Annotated in this window: 14 protein-coding genes; 7 read left to right on the top strand and 7 right to left on the bottom strand. The window is 69.7% G+C overall.

Annotated features, from left to right (window positions below):
• Positions 1–554: 554 nt before the first annotated feature.
• From IPV10_RS05595 to IPV10_RS05610, 4 genes are all read left to right on the top strand, one after another.
• On the top strand, positions 555–2,042 hold the full coding sequence (locus IPV10_RS05595) for a DNA-3-methyladenine glycosylase 2 family protein (RefSeq protein ID WP_207481297.1): 1,488 nt from the start codon (positions 555–557) through the stop codon (positions 2,040–2,042).
• Positions 2,039–2,536, top strand: a complete 498-nt coding sequence (locus IPV10_RS05600) for a methylated-DNA--[protein]-cysteine S-methyltransferase (protein ID WP_207481299.1) — start codon at positions 2,039–2,041, stop codon at positions 2,534–2,536. The genes IPV10_RS05595 and IPV10_RS05600 overlap by 4 nt, the downstream gene beginning before the upstream one ends.
• A 333-nt stretch (positions 2,537–2,869) precedes the next feature.
• Positions 2,870–4,825 carry an ABC transporter ATP-binding protein gene (locus IPV10_RS05605; RefSeq protein ID WP_242684689.1) on the top strand — a complete coding sequence of 652 codons (1,956 nt, stop codon included), beginning with the start codon at positions 2,870–2,872 and terminating at the stop codon, positions 4,823–4,825.
• On the top strand, positions 4,822–6,636 hold the full coding sequence (locus IPV10_RS05610; protein ID WP_207481301.1) for an ABC transporter ATP-binding protein: 1,815 nt from the start codon (positions 4,822–4,824) through the stop codon (positions 6,634–6,636). The genes IPV10_RS05605 and IPV10_RS05610 overlap by 4 nt, the downstream gene beginning before the upstream one ends.
• Before the next feature lie 52 nt (positions 6,637–6,688).
• On the opposite strand, the gene xylB is transcribed toward IPV10_RS05610, so the two are convergent.
• Both xylB and xylA read right to left on the bottom strand, forming a co-directional pair.
• Positions 6,689–7,981: a xylulokinase gene (gene xylB / locus IPV10_RS05615; RefSeq protein ID WP_207481303.1), complete on the bottom strand. Its 1,293-nt coding sequence runs from the start codon at positions 7,979–7,981 to the stop codon at positions 6,689–6,691.
• Between the two features lie 7 nt (positions 7,982–7,988).
• Positions 7,989–9,176 carry a xylose isomerase gene (xylA, locus tag IPV10_RS05620; RefSeq protein ID WP_207481305.1) on the bottom strand — a complete coding sequence of 396 codons (1,188 nt, stop codon included), beginning with the start codon at positions 9,174–9,176 and terminating at the stop codon, positions 7,989–7,991.
• Between the two features lie 119 nt (positions 9,177–9,295).
• On the opposite strand from xylA, the gene IPV10_RS05625 reads away from it, so the two are divergent.
• Entirely contained in the window at positions 9,296–10,483 is a 1,188-nt protein-coding gene (locus IPV10_RS05625; RefSeq protein WP_207481307.1) for an ROK family transcriptional regulator, read from the top strand.
• An 89-nt stretch (positions 10,484–10,572) separates the two neighbouring features.
• Complete coding sequence (locus tag IPV10_RS05630; protein ID WP_207481309.1) at positions 10,573–11,376, top strand: hypothetical protein; 804 nt, start codon at positions 10,573–10,575, stop codon at positions 11,374–11,376.
• Positions 11,377–11,430: 54 nt separating this feature from the next.
• Here the strand turns inward: IPV10_RS05630 and yicI are convergent, their stop codons facing one another.
• The 5 genes from yicI to IPV10_RS05655 form a co-directional block, all read right to left on the bottom strand.
• On the bottom strand, positions 11,431–13,665 hold the full coding sequence (gene yicI / locus IPV10_RS05635; RefSeq protein WP_207481317.1) for an alpha-xylosidase: 2,235 nt from the start codon (positions 13,663–13,665) through the stop codon (positions 11,431–11,433).
• Positions 13,665–14,552, bottom strand: a complete 888-nt coding sequence (locus IPV10_RS05640; protein WP_207481319.1) for a carbohydrate ABC transporter permease — start codon at positions 14,550–14,552, stop codon at positions 13,665–13,667. The genes yicI and IPV10_RS05640 overlap by 1 nt, the downstream gene beginning before the upstream one ends.
• Entirely contained in the window at positions 14,552–15,514 is a 963-nt protein-coding gene (locus tag IPV10_RS05645; protein WP_207481321.1) for a carbohydrate ABC transporter permease, read from the bottom strand. Before IPV10_RS05645 ends, IPV10_RS05640 begins: the two co-directional genes overlap by 1 nt.
• A 58-nt stretch (positions 15,515–15,572) precedes the next feature.
• On the bottom strand, positions 15,573–16,877 hold the full coding sequence (locus IPV10_RS05650) for an ABC transporter substrate-binding protein (RefSeq protein WP_207481323.1): 1,305 nt from the start codon (positions 16,875–16,877) through the stop codon (positions 15,573–15,575).
• Positions 16,878–17,148: 271 nt separating this feature from the next.
• Positions 17,149–17,607 (bottom strand): GNAT family N-acetyltransferase, encoded by a 459-nt coding sequence (locus IPV10_RS05655; protein ID WP_207481325.1) that lies wholly within the window; start codon positions 17,605–17,607, stop codon positions 17,149–17,151.
• A 129-nt stretch (positions 17,608–17,736) separates the two neighbouring features.
• Here IPV10_RS05655 and IPV10_RS05660 point away from each other — a divergent pair, with 129 nt between their 5' ends.
• Entirely contained in the window at positions 17,737–19,956 is a 2,220-nt protein-coding gene (locus IPV10_RS05660) for an NADP-dependent isocitrate dehydrogenase (protein WP_207481327.1), read from the top strand.
• The last annotated feature ends 55 nt before the right edge of the window (positions 19,957–20,011 follow it).

A 20,011-nucleotide genomic window follows, 5' to 3' on the forward strand; every position in this document is an offset into this window, starting at 1 on the left:
CCGACGGGGTGCCGACCGCATCCGCACGAAGCATCCCGGCGAGGTCGGAGACGACCCCCTCCAGGACTGCCGCGGTGCTGTTCATACCCTCCATTCTGGTGGGGGCCACTGACATTGCGACCCCGGAATCGGCCAGGTCAGAGAAACTTTCTGAACGAATCTCGTGCCGTGCTCGTGCAGGTGTGCACGCTGCCCGAGAAGGGGCTCCGAATGGTCGCCTTCGAGCCGTGGGGGCGACCATATGCGGTCCGCGGACGCCGCCGAGGTGCGCGTTGTTGCCGTACGCGCGCCCCCGAGACGACGACAACACGCACCCCGGCAATCCCGAGGCGGTGAGGCGTTTCGTCTCGCCTCGCTCGCTCAACGACCAGTTCCTTCCTCGATCGTTGATCGAGGGAACGAAGCGACTGAAACGAAACGCGACTTCAGTTCGGGGTCGCGCGACTGAGGCGCGCGCTTCGTCTCGCTGCGCGCGCTCAACCGCCCCGGACCGGCCCCACAGTGATGTCCGATTTCCGCCAGCCGGGGTCCGGGAACGGTGGCAGAGTGGAGTCATGAGCCTCCCCGTGACCGACTTCGACGAGCGGTACCGCGCGATCAGCGCCCGTGACACCCGCTTCGACGGGCAGTTCGTCACGGCCGTGCGCTCGACCGGCATCTACTGCCGCCCCAGCTGCCCCGCGCGCACCCCGAAGCCCGAGAACGTCACCTTCTATCCGACCAGTGCGGCCGCGCACGAGGCGGGGTATCGCGCCTGCAAGCGCTGCCTCCCGGAGGCGGCCCCCGGGTCCTCCGCCTGGAACCTCCGCGGCGACACCGCGGCGCGGGCGATGCGGCTGATCGCCTCCGGCATCGTGGAGCGCGAGGGAGTTCCCGGCCTCGCCGCGCGGCTGGGCTACTCGAGCCGGCATCTGACCCGGCTGCTCACCTCCGAACTCGGGGCGGGCCCCCTCGCGCTTGCCAGGGCGCACCGGGCGCACACCGCGCGGATGCTGCTCGTCGGCACCGACATGCCGATCTCCGACGTGGCGTTCTCTGCCGGCTTCGCCAGCATCCGCCAGTGCAACGACATGATCCGCGAGGTGTTCGGCATGACGCCGGGGGAGCTGCGCGCGAGACGCCGGAAGGACGCCGCTTCAGCCGAGCTGATTCCCGGCACGATCGACCTCGTCCTCCCATACCGAGGGCCGCTCGACGCCTCCGGCATCTTCACCTGGATGGCCGCGCGGGCGCTGCCCGGTGTCGAGGTCGCGACGGCGACGTCGTTCGCGCGGCACCTGCGCATGCCGGGAGGGCCGGTCTGGTTCGAGGTGAGCCAGGATGCCGCGCAGCGGCTGCACCTGCGCGCCAGCGTCACCCGCCTCGGCGACCTCGCCCCGCTCGTCGCCACTGTGCGGCGGATCTTCGACCTGGATGCCGACCCGCTCGCGGTCGACGAGGCGCTCACCGCGCACCCCGAGCTCGCGCCCCTCGTGGCCGGGACCCCCGGCATCCGCGTTCCCGGCTCCGCAGACCCGCACGAGATGCTCATCCGCGCCATGATCGGACAGCAGATCACCGTGGCCGCTGCGCGCACCGCACTGGCGGCGCTCGCGGACGCGCTCGGGGAGCGGACCGAGAGCGGGATGCTCTTCCCCACGATGACGGCGATCGCCGAGCACGGCGCCGACGTGCTGCGCGGCCCGGCCGCTCGCATCCGCGCGATCACCGGCGCGGCCGCGGCGCTCGCAGACCAATCCCTGACCCTCACGGTCGGCGATGATGGCGTCGAGCAGCGGGCAGCGCTCCTCGCGATGCCCGGCATCGGACCGTGGACCGCCGACTACGTGCGCATGCGCGTGCTCGGCGACCCAGACATCCTGCTCCCCGGCGACGTGGCGCTGCGCGCGGGCGCCACAGCTTCAGGGCTCCCCGGGGAGCCGAAGACCCTCACCGCCTGGGCGGAGCGCGCCGCGCCCTGGCGCAGCTATCTCAGTGCACACCTCTGGCGCGCCGCCCCCGTCCGGCCGACGCGCACGAAGACCATCAAGGAGTCATCATGACCGCGATCATCCAGACGATCGACACCGCAGACGGCGCATTCACGATCCTCGCCGATGAGCGCCAGCGGGTGCTCGCCTCCGGATGGACGGCAGACCCGCAGGCGATCATCGCCCGCCTCGATCCGTCGCAGAGACCGCAGACGGTCAGCGACGGCGAGACGGATGCCGCGGCCGCGGCCCTCGCCTACTATGCGGGTGACCTCGCCGCCCTCGACGCAGTCGCCGTGAAGCAGAACGGAACCGCGCTGCAGCAGGCCGGCTGGCAGATGCTCCGCCGCATCGAGCCCGGTACCCCGCTCACGTACACGACCTTCGCCGAGCGGCTCGGCAATCCGCGCGCGGTGCGGGCCGCGGCATCCATCTGCGCCCGCAACGCCCCGGCGCTCTTCGTGCCGTGCCACCGCGTGCTCCGCACCGACGGCACCCTCGGCGGCTTCGCCTGGGGGCTCGGTGTCAAGGAGAGCCTGCTGGCGCGCGAGGTGCTGGCCCGGTGAATCATCGGACGCAGCGGGCGGGGTGAAGGCACCCGTTTCGTCGGGAACCCCGATCGGCGGAGACGGATCGGGAATTCCTCTTGCGGCCAGCTCGTTCACAGGAATAGGCTGATGGGCTGTCGCGCCGACCGGACGACATCGCCGAGCCCCTGAGGAGGACACCATGACCACGATCGCCAGTGTGCAGATCGCAGCCCTCGGCTCGACCCCGGCGCGTCTGCTCTTCTAGAGCCCGCCACCGCCTCATCTGCATCGGATGCAGGACTCTCCGAGTCCCTCGCTGCGTCCGCCCCGCTCAGCAACCGCTTTCCATACGAAACTCATCTGAGAGACATGTCTTCCTCGCCTTCATCGCAGAACTCGTCCCCGTCCTCCTCCCTCTCCACTCCTGCCGCCCTGTGGCGTCTGAAGCCGTTCGTCCGGCCGGTGATCTGGCGTCTCGCCGGCGGTGCGGCCAGCGCCCTCGCTGCGGCCATCATCGCGCTGATGATCCCGATCGTGCTCGAGCAGATCATCCGCGGCCCCGTGCAGACCGGCGCGATCGACGCGATCGCCTGGGGTGCCGCCGCCGTGTTCGGCCTCGCCCTCGGTGAGGCGCTCATGGTGTGGCTCCGTCGCCAGTTCGTGTTGAAGCCGGCCACCGAGGTCGAGTACCAGATGCGCACCCAGCTCTACGCGCGCCTGCAGACGCTCCCGGTCGCATTCCACGACCGGTGGCAGTCCGGTCAGCTGCTCAGCCGCATGATGCAGGACATCGGCCTCATCCGCCGCTGGCTCGCATTCGGCCTGGTGCTGCTCGTCGTCAACGTCCTGACGATCGTCATCGGCTCGGTGCTGCTGTTCCGCTGGCACTGGCTGCTCGGCGTGATCTTCCTGGTCACCGCGATCCCGCTGTGGATCCGCGGGTACCTGTTCGAGAAGCGGTACGGCGCACTGACCAGGCGCAGCCAGGACCAGGCCGGCGACCTCGCGACCAGTGTCGAGGAGAGCGTGCACGGCATCCGCGTGCTGAAGGCCTTCGGCCGGGGCAAGCACGCGCTCAGCCGGTTCAGCCGCCAGGCCGAGACGCTGCGTGAGACCGAGATGAGCAAGGCCGGCGCGATCGCGTCGATCTGGTTCTGGCTCGACCTCATGCCGCAGATCGCGTTCGGGCTCAGCCTGATGTCCGGCATCTGGCTGATCTCGCAGGGCGCGATCGAGCTGCCCGAGCTGTTCGCGTTCTTCGCGATGGCGACGGTGCTGCGCTGGCCGATCGAGTCGATCGGCTTCCTGTTCTCCTTCATGCTCGACGCGCGGACGGCGACCGACCGCGTGTTCGACATCTTCTCCGAGACGAACACGATCACGGATCCGGCGAACCCGGTGCACATCGAGAGCCCGCGCGGCGAGCTCGCGTTCGAGGGTGCGCGCTTCCGCTATCAGGACGCGGGCGCACAGGAGCGCGACCTGCTCGACGGGATCGACCTGGTGCTGCGCCCAGGCGAGACCATGGCGCTCGTCGGCCTCACCGGCAGCGGCAAGACGACGCTCACGACGCTTCCCGCTCGCCTGTACGACGTCACCGGCGGGCGCGTGACGCTCGACGGGGTCGACGTGCGCGACCTGCCGCTCGCGGAGCTGCGTCAGCACATCGCGATGGCGTTCGAGGACGCGACGCTGTTCTCGGCATCCGTCCGCGAGAACGTCCTGCTCGGCCGCGCCGACCTCGACATGCACAGCGAGGAGGGGGAGCGTGTGCTCCGGGAAGCGCTCGACGTCGCCCAGGCGGCGTTCGTCGACTCGCTGCCGGACGGTGTCGAGACGATCATCGGCGAGGAGGGTCTCAGCCTGTCCGGCGGCCAGCGCCAGCGCCTCGCCCTGGCGCGCGCCGTGGCCGCGAACCCGAAGGTGCTCGTGCTGGACGACCCGCTGTCGGCCCTCGACGTCGACACCGAGGCTCTCGTCGAGGAGGCCCTGCGGCACGTCCTGGCCGAGACCACGGCGATGATCGTCGCGCACCGTCCGTCGACCGTCGCGCTCGCCGACAGGGTGGCGCTGCTCGAGGCCGGTCGCATCACCGCGGTGGGCACGCACTCGGAGCTGCTGAAGTCGAGCCGCCACTACCGTCACGTGATCTCCAGCCTCGAGGCGGAGGAGGCCGCGCGGACGGGTGCGATCCCGATCATCAGGGATGAACCGGACGACGAGGGCCGGAGCCCCGAGGCCGAGCACAGCCGGGTCCCTGAGCCTGCCGAAGGGTCGACCAGCTCGGCAACCCAATCAGATCAGATGAAGGAGGTGCAGGCATGAGCTCCGCGATCACCGGAACCCGCAACGAGGACCGCTCGAACTACACCCGCGAGGAGAGCAGGGCGATCAGGCAGCGCTCGCTGCGACTGCTCGGCTCGCTCGTGCGCCCGCTGAAGCTGCAGGTGGTCCTCGCGGCCGTCGTGCTCGTCATCTCGACGGCGCTGCAGGTCGCGGGCCCCATCCTGATCAGCATCGGTCTCGACCGCGCGCTGCCTGCGGTCCTGAAGGACGCCGACTGGATGCCGACGCTGGTGATCGGCTTCGTCTACCTGTTCTCGGGGGCTGCGGCCGCCGTGCTCATCGCCTGGTACGTGATGATCGCCGCCCGCATCACCCAGGCGGTGCTGCTGGATCTGCGCAAGCGCATCTTCCTGCACACGCAGCGGCTGAGCCTCGAATTCCACGAGTCGTACACGTCGGGCCGGATCATCTCTCGCCAGACCAGCGACCTGGACTCGATCCGCGAGCTGCTCGACGGGGGTCTCAACAACCTGGTCTCCGGCGTGCTGTTCGGCGCCTTCACGTTCATCGCCCTGATCATCTGGGACTGGCAGTCGGGTGTGATCCTGGCGCTCGCGGGCATCCCGCTGTTCCTGCTGATGCGCTGGTTCTACAGCCGCTCCCAGCTGGTCTACCGCGAGTCGCGCGTGGTCAGCGCGAAGGTGATCGTGCAGTTCGTGGAGACCATGACCGGCATCCGCGCCGTCAAGGCGTTCCGCAAGGAGCCCCGCAACGACGCGACCTTCCAGAAGGTCGCCGGCGACTACCGCGACATCAACCGTCGCTCGATGATGCTGTTCGGCACCTTCGAGCCCGGTCTGATGGGAGTCGCAGCCCTCACGCTCGGCCTGGTCGTGCTGTGGGGCGGCATCCGCGTCTCCGACGGCGTGCTGAGCGTCGGCGTGCTGCTGTCGGCCGTGCTGTACGTGCGGAACTTCTTCGCGCCGATGCAGGAGATCGCGATGTTCCTGAACTCCTACCAGTCGGCCACCGCGGCGCTGGAGAAGGTGTCGGGCGTGCTCGAGGAGCAGCCGACGGTGCCGGACCCCGCGACGCCGGTCGACCTGTGGGAGTCGCGCGGTGCCATCCGCTTCGACGGCGTCACGTTCGGGTACAACGGCGAGAAGACGATCCTTCCGGACTTCTCGCTCGACATCCCCGCCGGGCAGACGATCGCGCTGGTCGGCACCACCGGGGCCGGCAAGTCGACGCTGGCGAAGCTGATCTCGCGGTTCTACGACCCCACGGTCGGCCGGGTGACGCTCGACGGCGTGGATCTGCGCAACCTGCACCCGAAGGACCTCCGCCGCGCGATCGTGATGGTCACGCAGGAGGCGTACCTGTTCAGCGGCACCGTGGCCGACAACATCGCGCTCGGCAAGCCCGACGCGACCCTGGACGAGATCAGGGCGGCGGCGCGCGCCGTCGGTGCCGACGGATTCATCTCGTCGTTGCCCGACGGGTACGGCACCGATGTCAACAAGCGCGGCGGCCGGGTGTCGGCGGGGCAGCGTCAGCTGATCTCGTTCGCTCGCGCGTTCCTCGCAGACCCCGCGGTGCTGATCCTCGACGAGGCGACCGCCTCGCTGGACATCCCGTCGGAGCGGCTGATCCAGGATGCTCTGCAGACGCTGCTCAAGGACCGCACCGCGATCATCATCGCGCACCGCCTGTCGACGGTCGCGATCGCCGATCGCGTGCTGGTGATGGAGCACGGCCGGATCATCGAGGACGACTCGCCCCAGGCGCTGATCGGCGGCACCGGCAAGTTCGCCCAGCTGCACGCTGCCTGGCAGGAGACCCTGGTCTGAGGATGCACGCGAGGCCCGCACGGTTCGCCGTGCGGGCCTCGCGTACGTCTGATCAGGCCCGAGCGGCCGCCCGTGCGGCCTGGCGGGCGGCGCCCAGGGCCACGTACTCCGCGATCTCCGGCACCTCGACCGGCAGCCCGAGCACGTCTGGCGCGATGCGCCGGACAGCCTCGGACTGCGCGCCGCCGCCGATGAGCAGGGCGCGCTCGAGGGGGATGCCGAGGGCGCGCAGGGCGTCGAGCCCGGCGCCGAGCCCTCGGAGCATGCCCTCCACCGCCGCCCGGGCCAGGTTCGCCCTGGTCGTCGAGGCGAGGGTCATCCCGGACAGCGTCGCCGTGGCATCCGGCAGGTTCGGGGTGCGCTCGCCCTCGAAGTAGGGCAGCAGCGAGAGCCCGCCGGCGCCGGGTGCGGCCTCCAGCGCGAGGTCGCTGAACCCGTCGAGGCTCACACCGAGAAGGGTCGCCGTCGCGTCGAGCACCCTGGCCGCGTTCAGCGTGGCGACGAGCGGCAGGAAGTTCCCGGTCGCGTCCGCGAACCCGGCGACCGCTCCGCTCTCATCGCGCACCGCCTCGGCGCTGATCGCGAAGACAGTGCCGGAGGTGCCGATCGACACCACGACGTCACCAGGGCGTGCTCCGAGCCCCAGGGCGGCTGCGGCGTTGTCGCCTGCGCCGGCGCCGACGCGGCGGCCGTCGGCATCCGTCACCGATTCGTCGTGCGCGAGCACGCGCGGCAGCGCCACGTCGTGGCCGAGCGCGGCGATCAGCAGCTCGCGGTCGTACTCGCCGGTCGCCGGGTTCCAGTAGCCGGTTCCCGAGGCGTCCGAGCGGTCCGTGACCAGCTCGTCGAGCACAGGGTTCTCCGGACCGAAACCGCGAAGACGCCACGTCAGCCAGTCGTGCGGCAGCGCGACGGCGGCCACGCGGGCCGCGTTCTCCGGCTCGTGATCGCGCAGCCAGCGCAGCTTCGTGATCGTGAACGACGCGACCGGCACGAGACCGGTCCGTGCCGCCAGGTCCGCCGCGCCGAACTCGGCGATCAGGTCGGCGGCTGCGGCGGCCGAACGGGTGTCGTTCCACAGCAGGGCGTCGCGGATGACGTTCCCCGAGGCGTCGAGAGCCACCATGCCGTGCTGCTGGCCGCCGATCGACCACGCCGCGATGTCGTCGAGGCCGCCGGCGTCCGCGACCGCAGCCCGCAGGGCCCGCCACCATGCCTCGGGGTCGACCGCCGTTCCGTCAGGGTGCGCGGCGCGACCGGAGCGGACGACCGCTCCGGTCGCCGCGTCCACGATCACGGCCTTGCAGGACTGGGTCGACGAGTCGACCCCGAGAACCAGCGCCATCGCGGTGTCAGCGAGCGCCGAGCAGGTGCTCGGTGGCGAGCTGCTGCAGCCGGACGAAGCCGAAGCCCTTGCCGCCGAAGTACGAGTTCGCGTCGAAGTCCTCGTAGGAGGAGCGGTCGGCGAGGAAGTCGTCATAGGACTCGCCCTCGTTCAGCGTGGGGGTCGACAGCTCGTCGACCCGCGCGGCGGCGAGCGCCTCCTGCACCTCGGGGTCTGCTCGGAACGCGGCGGCACGCTCCTTGAGCAGCAGGTAGGTGCGCATGTTGGCCGCGGCCGAGTCCCACACGCCGTTCTCGTCCTCCGTGCGGCTCGGCTTGTAGTCGAAGTGCCGGGGGCCGTCGTAGGCGGGCACTCCACCGGGGCCGCCGTTCTCGAGCAGATCGACCAGCGAGAAGGCGTTGTGCAGGTCGCCGTGCCCGAACACCAGGTCCTGGTCGTACTTGATGCCCCGCTGGCCGTTCAGGTCGATGTGGAAGAGCTTGCCGTGGAACAGCGCCTGCGCGATTCCCGCGGTGAAGTTGAGGCCCGCCATCTGCTCGTGACCGACCTCCGGGTTGACGCCGACGAGCTCAGGCCGCTCGAGCGAGTCGATGAAGGCGATCGCGTGACCGAGCGTCGGGAGGAGGATGTCGCCGCGGGGCTCGTTCGGCTTCGGCTCGATCGCGAACCGGATGTCGTACCCCTTGTCCGTCACGTAGTCGCCGAGCAGGTTCACGGCCTCGCGGTAGCGCTCGAGCGCTGCGCGGATGTCCTTGGCGGAGTCGTATTCGGCGCCCTCGCGGCCGCCCCACATCACGAACGTCTTCGCGCCCAGCTCGGCGCCGAGGTCGAGCTGACGGAAGACCTTGCGCAGCGCGTAGCGGCGGACGTCGCGATCGTTCGACGTGAAGCCGCCGTCCTTGAAGATCGGGGCGCTGAACAGGTTCGTGGTGACCATCGGCACGATCAGGCCGGTGTCGGCGAGCGCGCCCTTCAGCCGGTCGATCTGGGTCTGCCGCTCGGCGTCGGTCGCCCCGAAGGCGAACAGGTCGTCGTCGTGGAAGGTCAGTCCGTACGCGCCGAGCTCCGCGAGCTTCTCGACGGCGTGCACGACGTCGAGCGAGGGACGCGTGGGGCCGCCGAAGGGATCGGCGCCGTTGTAGCCGACCGTCCAGAGGCCGAAGGAGAACTTGTCGTCGCGGGTGGGGGTTGTCATGGGGTGCTCCAGCGGGGAAGATCGGATAAGTTGGCAACAACAACTTATGACATGCTCGAGCCCCTGTCCAGCCCCATCGTGTGCGACCGCCGCGGCTAGGCTGAACCAGCGGGTCGAACATGCACCCGGAGAGGGGAGCATCCGTGATCGACGGCGCGAGAAGCGTGGAGGGCGTGCGCCGGCGCAACCTCGGCGAGGTGCTCCGGCTGGTGCACGAGGGCGGACCGCAGTCGCGGGCGCGGCTCACCGCGGCGACCGGCCTCAACCGCTCGACCGTGGCCGACCTCGTCACCACGCTCGCCGACGCCGGTCTCGTCGTGGAGCGCGAACCCGATCAGACCCGTCGGGTCGGCCGCCCGTCACCCGTAGTCGCGGCGAGCCACGACGTCGTGGCGATCGCCGTCAACCCCGAGGTCGACGCGATCGAGATGGCGGCGGTCGGGCTGAACGGGCAGGTCCGCGCCCGCGTGCGGGAAGAGGCCGATCGGCTGACCACCCCGGAGGAGGCGACGGCCGCTGTCGCACGCATCCTCGCGGGATGGCGGGTGCGCGAGCTGGCAGAGCTCCGGGTGGTCGGCATCGGCATCGCGGTGCCCGGCCTCGTCCGGGCGACCGACGCGGTGGTGCGGTACGCGCCGCACCTCGACTGGCGAGACGCCTCGATCGGCGCCCTGGTGCAGGAGTCGACAGGCCTTCCGGTCGCGGTCGGCAACGACGCGAGCCTCGGCGCGATGGCCGAGCATCTGTTCGGCGCCGCGGTCGGTCATGACGACGTCGTCTACCTCAACGGCGGCGCCAGCGGCATCGGCGGCGGGCTCATCATCGGCGGCAGGCTGGTCGGCGGAGCCGGCGGCTATGCGGGGGAATGGGGGCAGAACCGGCCCGCAATCCTGGACCCGACCGACCGGCGCACCGACAGCGGCGTGCTCGAAGACGAGGTGTCGCGCGCCCGCCTGCTGGGGGTGCTCGGGCTGAGCGGTGCGGACGACGTGGTGCTCGCCGACGCACTCGCCTCTGCGACGCGCGTCGACGTGATCGAGGAGGTGACGCGACAGCGCCGCATCCTGATCCCCACGCTGGCCAGCGCGGTCAACGTCCTCAACCCGTCGGCCGTGGTGCTCGGCGGATTCCTCAGCATGATCCTCACCCACGACGCGGACGCGCTGATCGAGACCGTGCGTGCGCAGGCGATGTCCGACCCGGCGGAGGACGTGACCATCCTGCCGGCGGCCCTGGGAGACGATCGGCTGCTCATCGGCGCCGCCGAGATCGCCTTCGCGCCACTCCTCGCCGACCCGCTCGCCTGAACTCGAGCCCTGAACTCGAGCCCTGAACTCGAGCCCTGAACTCGAGCCCCGACGGCGACTCGCGACCGGGGCGTGGGTACCATCGAGTCATGGACCCGTTGCTGCTGATCGCCGAGTGGTGGTGGATCGCGCCGGCGGCGGCCGGAGCCGGCGCCGTCGGCGTGATGGGCGCCCGGCGGAGAGGCCGTGCGACCGGGCGGCGGCTCGCGTACGACGCAGCCCGGACCGATCTGAAGACCGCGAGGCAGGCCGCGATCGAACGGCGCCTGGCGGTCAAGGTCGCCCGCGCCGATCTCGCCCACGTCACGGCGCAGCGAGCGGCGCGCACCGCGACGCCCGAGCAGGTCGCCAGCGCGAAGCGCATGCTGCGGGAGCGAGAGAACGCCGCCAAGTCCGCAGCGGCCGAGGTGCGCGCACGCCAGGCGCGGCTCACGGCCGCGCGAGCCGAGATCTCGACGGCCTCGGGTGCGCGTCCGATCGAGCGGCTGCACGCGGCGCACGACGCGGTGACCGCAAGGTGGATGCAGTACGAGACCGACACGGCGCGGCAGATCGCATACCCCGCCATGACCGACGTCAGGCGGCCGACGACGGCCGCGTATCTGCGCGCGGCCGGCCACGCGACCGAGTGCCGGCGCACCGCGTCCGGGAGGATCACCCCGGCTGATTTCGCGGCCTACCGGGATGCCGTCGCCGACCTGGAGCGCGCGTTCGACGTCGCCGAGCACGATGCCAGGGTGCAGGCGGGGGAGACCCCGCCCGCACCAGGCTGGCAGGATGCCGCGCAGGACGTGTTCAGCCGCTCGGCCGAAGCGCTCGACAAGGCCGCCGGAGCCGCGGTATCCGCCCTGGCCGCCTGGACGAACCGCAGCCGCCCGGGCAAGCCCGACTGACCGGCGGCGCATGGCGGCGCTGCGCGCCGGACCGTGCCTCGTCCAGGCCGGGCCTCAGCCCGTGACCTCCTCGAGGTTCGCGGTGTAGCTCCTCGCCGTGCCGTCGGGAGCGGTGACCCTGACGGAGGCGGTGCCGGAGCCGCCGGCGAACACCCGGAGGCGCAGACCGTCGTGGTAGTCGTAGTCGGGCCGGTCGGTGCGGGCGCCCCAGGGCAGCACGGCGCCGGGGCGCACGTACAGCGGCAGCGAGTCGAACCCGTGCGTCTCGCGGCGCCAGGCGCCTCCGGTGACGGTCTCGCCGGTGAGGAGCGACGTCCACTCTCCGGCGGGCAGGTAGAGGTCGACCATGCCGTCCTCGCTGAACACCGGGGCGACGAGCAGGTCGGAGCCGAGCATGTACTGACGGTCCAGGTGGCCGGTGGCCGTGTCGTCGGGGAACTCCAGCGCCATCGGACGCATCAGCGGGACACCCGTCTGCACGGCATCCAGCCCGTGCTGATACAGGTACGGCATCAGCTGCATCTTCAGGTGCGTGAAGCGACGGGTGACCTCGACGGCCTCCTCGTCGAACGCCCACGGCACCCGGTAGGAACCGGAGCCGTGGAAGCGGGAGTGCGAGCCGAGCATCCCGAACGCCGTCCAGCGTTTGAACACGCCGGCATCCGGCGTGCCCTCGAAGCCGCCGATGTCGTGGCTCCAGAACGCGAAGCCGCTCAGCGCGAGCGACAGCCCGCCGCGGAGAGTCTCCGCCATCGAGGCGAACGTCGAAGTGGAGTCGCCGCCCCAGTGCACGGGCATGCTCTGCCCGCCCGCGGTCGCCGAGCGCGCGAACAGCACGGCCTCGCCCTCGCCGCGGGCATCCACCAGCACGTCGTGCACAGCGCGGTTGTAGAGGTCCGTGTACAGGTTGTGCATGCGCTCAGGGTCGCTGCCGTCGGCCCAGACGACGTCGGTGGGGATGCGCTCGCCGAAGTCCGTCTTGAAGCAGTCGACGCCCTGGTCGACGAGTGCGCGCAGCTTCGCCTGGTACCAGGCGGTGGCATCGGGATTCGTGAAGTCCACGAGGCCCATGCCTGCCTGCCACAGGTCCCACTGCCACACCGAGCCGTCGGCCCGCGTCACCAGGAACCCCTGATCGGCTGCCTCCCGGAAGAGCGCCGAGCGCTGCCCGATGTACGGGTTGATCCAGACGCAGACGCGGAGGTCCCTGTCGTGGAGCCTGGCGAGCATTCCGTCGGGGTCGGGGAACACGCGGGGGTCCCACTCGAAGTCGCACCAGTTGAACTCGCGCATCCAGAAGCAGTCGAAGTGGAACACCGACACGGGCAGCTCCCTGGCCGCCATCTCGTCGATGAAGGACGTGACGGTCTGCTCGTCGTAGTCGGTCGTGAAGCTCGTCGACAGCCACAGGCCGTACGACCACGCGGGCACCACCGGCGGGCGGCCGGTCAGCGCGGTGTACCGGCCGAGCACCTCCTTCGGGGTGGGGCCGGCGATCACGAAGTATTCGAGCACCTCGCCGGCGACCGAGAACTGCACCCGCTCGACCGCCTCTGAGCCGATCTCGTACGACACGTGCCCCGGGTCGTTCACGAGCACGCCGTAGCCGCGGTTCGAGAGGTGGAACGGGACGTTCTTGTACGCCTGCTCGCTGGAGGTCCCGCCGTCGGCGTTCCAGATCTCCACCGACTGGCCGTTCTTGACCAGCGGACCGAATCGCTCGCCGAGCCCGTAGATGAGCTCGCCTACCCCGAGGTCGAGCTGCTCATGCACGAACGCGGATGCCGCGGGCACGCCGGCGTCGTACTGCGTGTTGCCCACGACGCCGACGTCGACGGCGGCGCCCGGAGCCAGGCGCAGGTATCCCTGCGACTTGCCGCCGCTGCCGGTCACGCGCCGTCCGCCGACCTCGAAGGACAGGTCCCACGGTGCGCCGGGGGCGATCCGCGCGATCAGCGAACCGGCATCCAGGATGCCGCCGGCATCCGACACCGTCACGGACGCCGCGGCCCCGCCCGCCCCGGGGAGGGCGAAGCCCGTGTGCGCTCGCCCCCCGGAGTGGTGCGCGATGCGCACCCGGATGACGCCCTCCGCAGGGGAGGAGAGCGTGGTCGTCAGTGTCGCGCGATTGAGGACGTCGCCCCGACGGGCGATGACCGCAGTCGGCGCGGTGATGACGATGCCGGGCCCGTCGGGCGTGTCGTCGGTGGCGTCGATGTCGTAGGCCTCCTGCGCGTACAGCGCGGTGACCCCCGGTCGGAGCTGCCAGAAACCGTCGGTGAACTTCATTACTTGACTGCTCCTGCTGTGATGCCGCGGGTGAGCGTGCGCTGGAAGATGAGGAAGAAGATGAGCGTCGGGATGATGCCCAGAAGCGCCGAGGCGCTCGTGGTCGTGACATCCATCAGGCGATCGCCCTGGAGCACGGCGATCGCGACCGGCACGGTCTGGTTCGCATTCGAGGCGAGGAACGTCAGCGGGATGAGGAACTCGTTCCACGTCCAGATGAAGAAGAAGATCAGCAGCACCGACAGGGTCGGCCGGCTGATCGGGAACACGACGCGCCAGAGGATCTGCCAGCGGGTCGCGCCGTCGAGGGATGCGGCCTCGAGGACCTCTTTGGGGAAGGTCCCGTACACCGAGGAGAGGAGGTAGGTGCCGAAGGCCGCCTGGATCACGGTGAAGACGATGATCACCGACCACACGTTGTCGTACAGGCCCACCGATTTGAACATGTAGTACAGCGGGTAGAGCAGCGCCTCCTGCGGCAGCAGGTTCGCGAGCAGGAACAGCAGCACGATCCAGGACCGCCCGCGGACCCGGCCGATGCCGATCGCGAAGGCGTTGAGCATGGAGATGAGCACCGCCAGCACCGCGACCAGCCCGGAGATGAGGATCGAGTTCCAGACCTTCTGCGGGAAGTTCACCCGCTCCCAGAACTTCACGATGCCGGTGAAGTCGAGCGTCTCGGGCAGTGCGAGCGGGCCGGACGTGGCGTAGTCGACCGGCGACTTGAACGAGTTCACCAGCACGAGGTAGAACGGCGCGACGATCAGCAGGGCGCCGATGACCACGAGGGCCAGCATCAGCCAGTCGATGCCGCGCTTCTTCGTCATGCCGCCGCGGGGCCGGCTCTTCGCCGGCTTGCCGGTGACGATGGCAGTGGTGGCGTTCATCACAGCCCCGCCCTTTCCTTGCGCTCGATCGAGTTCTGCACGCGGATGAACACGATCGACACGATGACGACCACGATCGTGAGGACCGTTGCGATCGTGGCGCCGTATCCGACGTTCCGCTTGGTGAAGAACTCCTGGTAGGCGTAGTACGCGGGGACGAGGGTGGCTCCGGCCGGCCCGCCGCGGGTGATGATGTAGACCGGGCCGAACACCTTGAGGGCCGCGATCGTGCAGGTCAGGGTCACGACGAAGATCTCCGGGCGGATGATGCTCATCGTGATGGCGGAGAACCGCTGGAACCAGTTCGCGCCGTCGAGCTCCGCGGCTTCGTAGAGCTCGGGGTCGACGCGCTGCAGGGCGGCCATGAACACCACGACCGGGTAGCCGATCTGCACCCAGACCATCACGAGCATCAGCACGATGAGCGCGGACGGCATCTGGCCGAGCCAGTCGTAGGCGGGGATGCCGAACGCGCCGAGTATCTGGTTGAGGGCGCCGTCGCCGCCGGGTCGCACGATCCAGCCGATCACGATGCCGGCGACGGCGATGGGGAGGATCTGCGGAAGGTAGTAGGTGGCGCGCAGGAAGCTGCCGACCCTGCCGCCGAACTTGCGGCCGACGACGTCGAACAGAAGTGCGGCGACGATGAGCCCGACGATCGTCGGGATGACGACCATGGCGATGATCATCCAGACGGAGTTGGCGAACGAGGTCCAGAAGTCCTCGTCGGAGAACAGCTTCTGCCAGTTCTCGAGTCCGATGAACTCGGGGGTGCGCACGCCCTTCCACTTCGTGAACGTGAGGTACGCGTTCCAGACGAGGGGGACGATGACGATCACCAGCAGCAGCACGAAGCCGGGGAGGAGGTACAGCCAGTAGGCGGCCGTACCGCCGCCGCGCTGCGGGATCGACGGCTGATCGGGCGGCAGTGCGGTGCGTGCCGAGCGCGTTTCACGAGACATGTTCAACTCCAGGGAAGGGGGTGGGGACGGCATCCGCAGGATGCCGTCCCCCGGCGGATCAGCGGAAGTCCGCGGTTCCCTCGTCGTACGCCTCGCCGAGACGGGCGTTGGTGGTCTCGGCATCCTGCGTACCGGTGATCAGGCCCTGCAGCTCCTGCACGATCACGTCGTAGAAGCCGGGGGCGGGCCAGTCCGGGTAGAAGGAGAGGCCGTCCTGGTCGAGGATGCCGTTGAACGTCTCGATCAGCTCGGCGCTCTTCTCGTCGGTGATGTCGGCCGAGTCGGCAGCGACCGGGAGGCCGCCGTTGTTGCCGATGATCGCCTGGATCTCGGGGCGCATCGTGATGTCGATGAACTCGTAGGCGAGCTCCTTGTTGGCGGCGTTCTCGGGGACGACCCAGATGTTGCCCGAGGAGCCGAGCGACAGGTCGGCGCCGGGGAACGCGGTCAGCGTCCAGTCGAAACCGGTCGCCTCCGCCACGAAGCGCCCGAACCACCATGAGCCGGAGACGAAGATCGGCGAGGTGCCGTTGATGAACGAGACGCCGGCATCCTCCGCCTTGACGGAGGAGACGTCGGAGGCGATGTACCCCTTGTCGATGTAGTCCTTCAGGGTCTCGGTCGCCGAGGTGACCTCCGGTCCCTGCCAGTCGACAGGGTTCTCGTAGAGCTGGTAGTCGTCGACGAACCCGCGGTCGCCCTCGAGGAGCGCCAGCTGGTACCAGAGCTGCCCGAGCGGGTACTCGGCGCCCGCTTCGGCGAGCGGCGTGACGCCCTTCGCGACGAAGGCGTCGAGGACGTCGACGAACTCGTCGTAGGTCGTGGGGATCTCGAGCCCCGCGGCGGCGAAGGCGTCCTCGTTGTAGTAGACGCCGACGAACTCGCCGTAGTTCGGCACGCCGAACCACGTGTCGCCGCCCATCACGCCGTCGTCGGTGTACTTCGCCGTGGTCTGCAGGGAGGGGGCGAGCTTGTCGGCCCAGCCGTACTCGTCGACCGCGTCGGAGATGTCGCTGATCAGACCGGTCGACGCGAGGAAGCCGGCCGTCGCGTTGCCCTTGTTGAACTCCATGAGGTCGGGTGCGGCATCCGTGTCGAGCACCTGGCTCGCCGTCTTCTGGATCTGCTCGAACGACTTCTCCTCGAACTCGACCGCGGCGCCGGTCTCCTCTTCGAAGACCTTGATCGCCTCGGCCCAGGCCTTGCCCATCGCGCTGTCGGCGCCCTCGTAGTGCCAGAGCTTGAGGGTCTTGCCGTCCTCTGCGTCCGAGCCGCCGCCGGCGCAGCCGCTCAGTGCGAGGCCGGTCGCGGTCAGGGCCGCGGCTGCGGCCAGGATCTTCGTCGTGCGGATCGTGCGTGCCATCGTCGGCACTCCTTTCTCGGCGGCCCGTGGGCCGGACACCTCGGTGGGTCTGGTGACGCCTCTCTGCGTCCCGGTCTGGTCGGATTCCAGATAGTCGAAGCGCTTCGATTAGCGAACTGAGATCGATGATAGGGGCAGCGCGGTCTTGGCGCAAGCTTTTGTGGTCACCCGCAACAAAAAGCCCCGAGCGTGTGCTGAACACGCTCGGGGCCCGTGGTCGAAGGCGACGGAGTCTCGATGGGGGAGGGGATTCGAGGCCCCGCCGCCGGTCTCAGGGGGCTACGCGGATCTCCGCGATCATCTCGCCGTAGGCGGTCTCTCCGACAGGGGTGAATCCGACCCGGAGGAAGAACGCCTCCGGTCCGCCCTCACCGGCCTCGTAGATCACGTTCACGTGATCGACGCCGCGTTCGCGCGCTTCCTCGATGAGGTTCTCGACCGCGAACCGGCCGACGCCGCGGCCCTGGTCGTCGGCATCGACGTTGATCCGCCACAGCACGGAGCGGAAGTGCTCCTCGGGTGCCTCGGGGTCGAAGTTCGCGCTGACGAAGCCGACGACCTCGTTGCGATCGAGGATGACGCGCTGCCATGACGTCGCCGGATTGATGACGGTGGCGGCGATTCCGTACGACACCGGCGCGAGGAACTGCTCCTGCCCTGGCTTGAGCGACAGGTTGTTCACGGCGACGATCGTCGCGGCGGAGAGTTCGACCATGCGCAGTTCGGACATGATCCCAGGCTAGCCCCTCCCCGGCGAGAGCACACGGATTCGGTGGGGAATCGCCTGGGGAGTCCGCTCGGCCGACTCAGGTATCTTGGTATCGAGACAAATCTGCCCTCGTGAACGGAGAACCTCCCGGTGACCGACGACGCCATCATCTACACCCACACGGACGAGGCTCCGGCGCTCGCCACGGCTTCCCTCCTCCCGATCATCCAGGCCTACACCGGCCAGGCGGGCATCGAGGTGGAGACCCGCGACATCTCGCTCGCCGGCCGCATCCTCGCGGCGTTCCCGCAGAAGCTGGCACCCGAGCAGCAGGTGGGCGACGCGCTCGCCGAGCTCGGCGGACTGGCCACGCTGCCGGAGGCGAACATCATCAAGCTGCCGAACATCTCGGCATCCATCCCGCAGCTGAAGGGCGCGATCGCCGAGCTCCAGCAGCAGGGGTACGACATCCCCGACTTCCCGGACGAGCCGGCCTCCCTCGAGGAGAAGGACGTCCGCGCGCGCTACGACCGCATCAAGGGCTCCGCCGTGAACCCCGTGCTGCGCGAGGGCAACAGCGACCGCCGCGCCCCGCTGGCGGTGAAGAAGTACGCCAAGAAGCACCCGCACCGCAACAAGCCGTTCGAGGCGGGATCGAAGACCCGCGTCGCGACCCTCGGCCACGACGACTTCAAGACCAACGAGCGCTCCTGGGTCGCCGCCCATGACGACGTGCTGACCTTCCGTCACACCGCCGCAGACGGCACCGTCACGGTCCTCAAGGAGGGCCTGAAGGTCCTCCCGCGCGAGATCATCGACGCCACCTTCCTCTCGGCGTCCGCACTCGACGCCTTCCTCGACGAGACGCTGGCGACCGCGAAGGCCGACGACGTCCTGTACTCCGTGCACCTCAAGGCCACGATGATGAAGGTCAGCGACCCGATCATCTTCGGTCACGTCGTGAAGGCGTTCTTCAAGGATGTGTTCGCGCAGTACGGAGAGCAGCTCGCCGATGCGGGCCTCAGCGCGAACGACGGCCTCGGCTCGATCCTCGCGGGGCTCGGCGAGGTCGCCGGCGGCGACGAGATCGCCGCGGCCTTCGACAGGGCGATCGCCGAGGGGCCGCGTCTGTCGTACGTGAACTCCGACAAGGGCACCACGAACCTGCACGTCCCCAGTGACGTGATCGTCGACGCCTCGATGCCGGCACTGGTGCGCAACGGCGGCAGGCTGTGGGGCAAGCAGGGCGAGGAGGCGGACACGCTCGCCGTGATCCCCGATTCCTCCTACGCGGGCGTCTACCAGGCCGTGATCGACGATGTGATCGCGAACGGTCCGCTGGACCCGGCGACCATCGGCACCGTCCCGAACGTCGGCCTGATGGCCCAGGCTGCCGAGGAGTACGGCAGCCACGACAAGACGTTCGAGATCGCCTCCGCAGGCACCGTCCAGGTGCTCGACGGCGAGGGCACGGTGCTGATCGAGCACCAGGTCGGCGCCGGCGACATCTGGCGCGCGACGCAGACCAAGCACATCCCCGTCATGGACTGGGTGAAGCTGGCTGTCACGCGCGCCCGTGCGTCCGGCTCGCCTGCCGTGTTCTGGCTCGACGCGAACCGCTCGCACGACGCGCAGATCATCGCCAAGGTGCACCAGGGCCTCGCGACGCTCGACACCAAGGGCCTCACGATCACGATCCTCGCCCCGGAGGAGGCCACCCGCTACACGCTCGCGCGCATGCGGCACGGCCTCGACACCATCTCGGTGACCGGCAACGTGCTGCGCGACTACCTCACCGACCTGTTCCCGATCCTCGAGGTCGGCACGTCGGCGAAGATGCTGAGCATCGTCCCGCTGCTCGCCGGCGGCGGGCTGTTCGAGACCGGCGCGGGCGGCTCCGCGCCGAAGCACGTGCAGCAGCTCGTCGAGGACAACTACCTGCGCTGGGACTCGCTGGGCGAGTTCTTCGCCCTCGCAGCGTCCCTCGAGCACTTCGCCGACCGCACCGGCAACGAGAAGGCGCGTGTCCTCGCCGACACGCTGGACGCCGCGACCGGCACCTTCCTCGAGGAGGACCGCTCGCCGGGGCGCGCACTCGGCACGATCGACAACCGCGGCAGCCATTTCTACCTCGGCCTCTACTGGGCCCAGGAGCTGGCGGCACAGTCGAAGGATGCCGAGCTTGCCGCCGCCTTCGCGCCGATCGCCGCGGCGCTCGCCGAGAACGAGGAGACGATCGTCTCCGAGCTCAACGCGGTGCAGGGCAAAGCCGTCGAGATCGGCGGCTACTACCGCCCGGACGACGCTCTGGTCGAGGCGGTCATGCGCCCCTCCGCCACGCTGAACGGCATCGTCGACGCGCTGCGCTGATCCGCCGGACGAGAAAGGGACCGGATGCCTCGCGGCATCCGGTCCTTTCGCGTTT

The sequence above is a fragment of the Microbacterium sp. SD291 genome (assembly GCF_017355365.1).
Classification (GTDB): domain Bacteria; phylum Actinomycetota; class Actinomycetes; order Actinomycetales; family Microbacteriaceae; genus Microbacterium.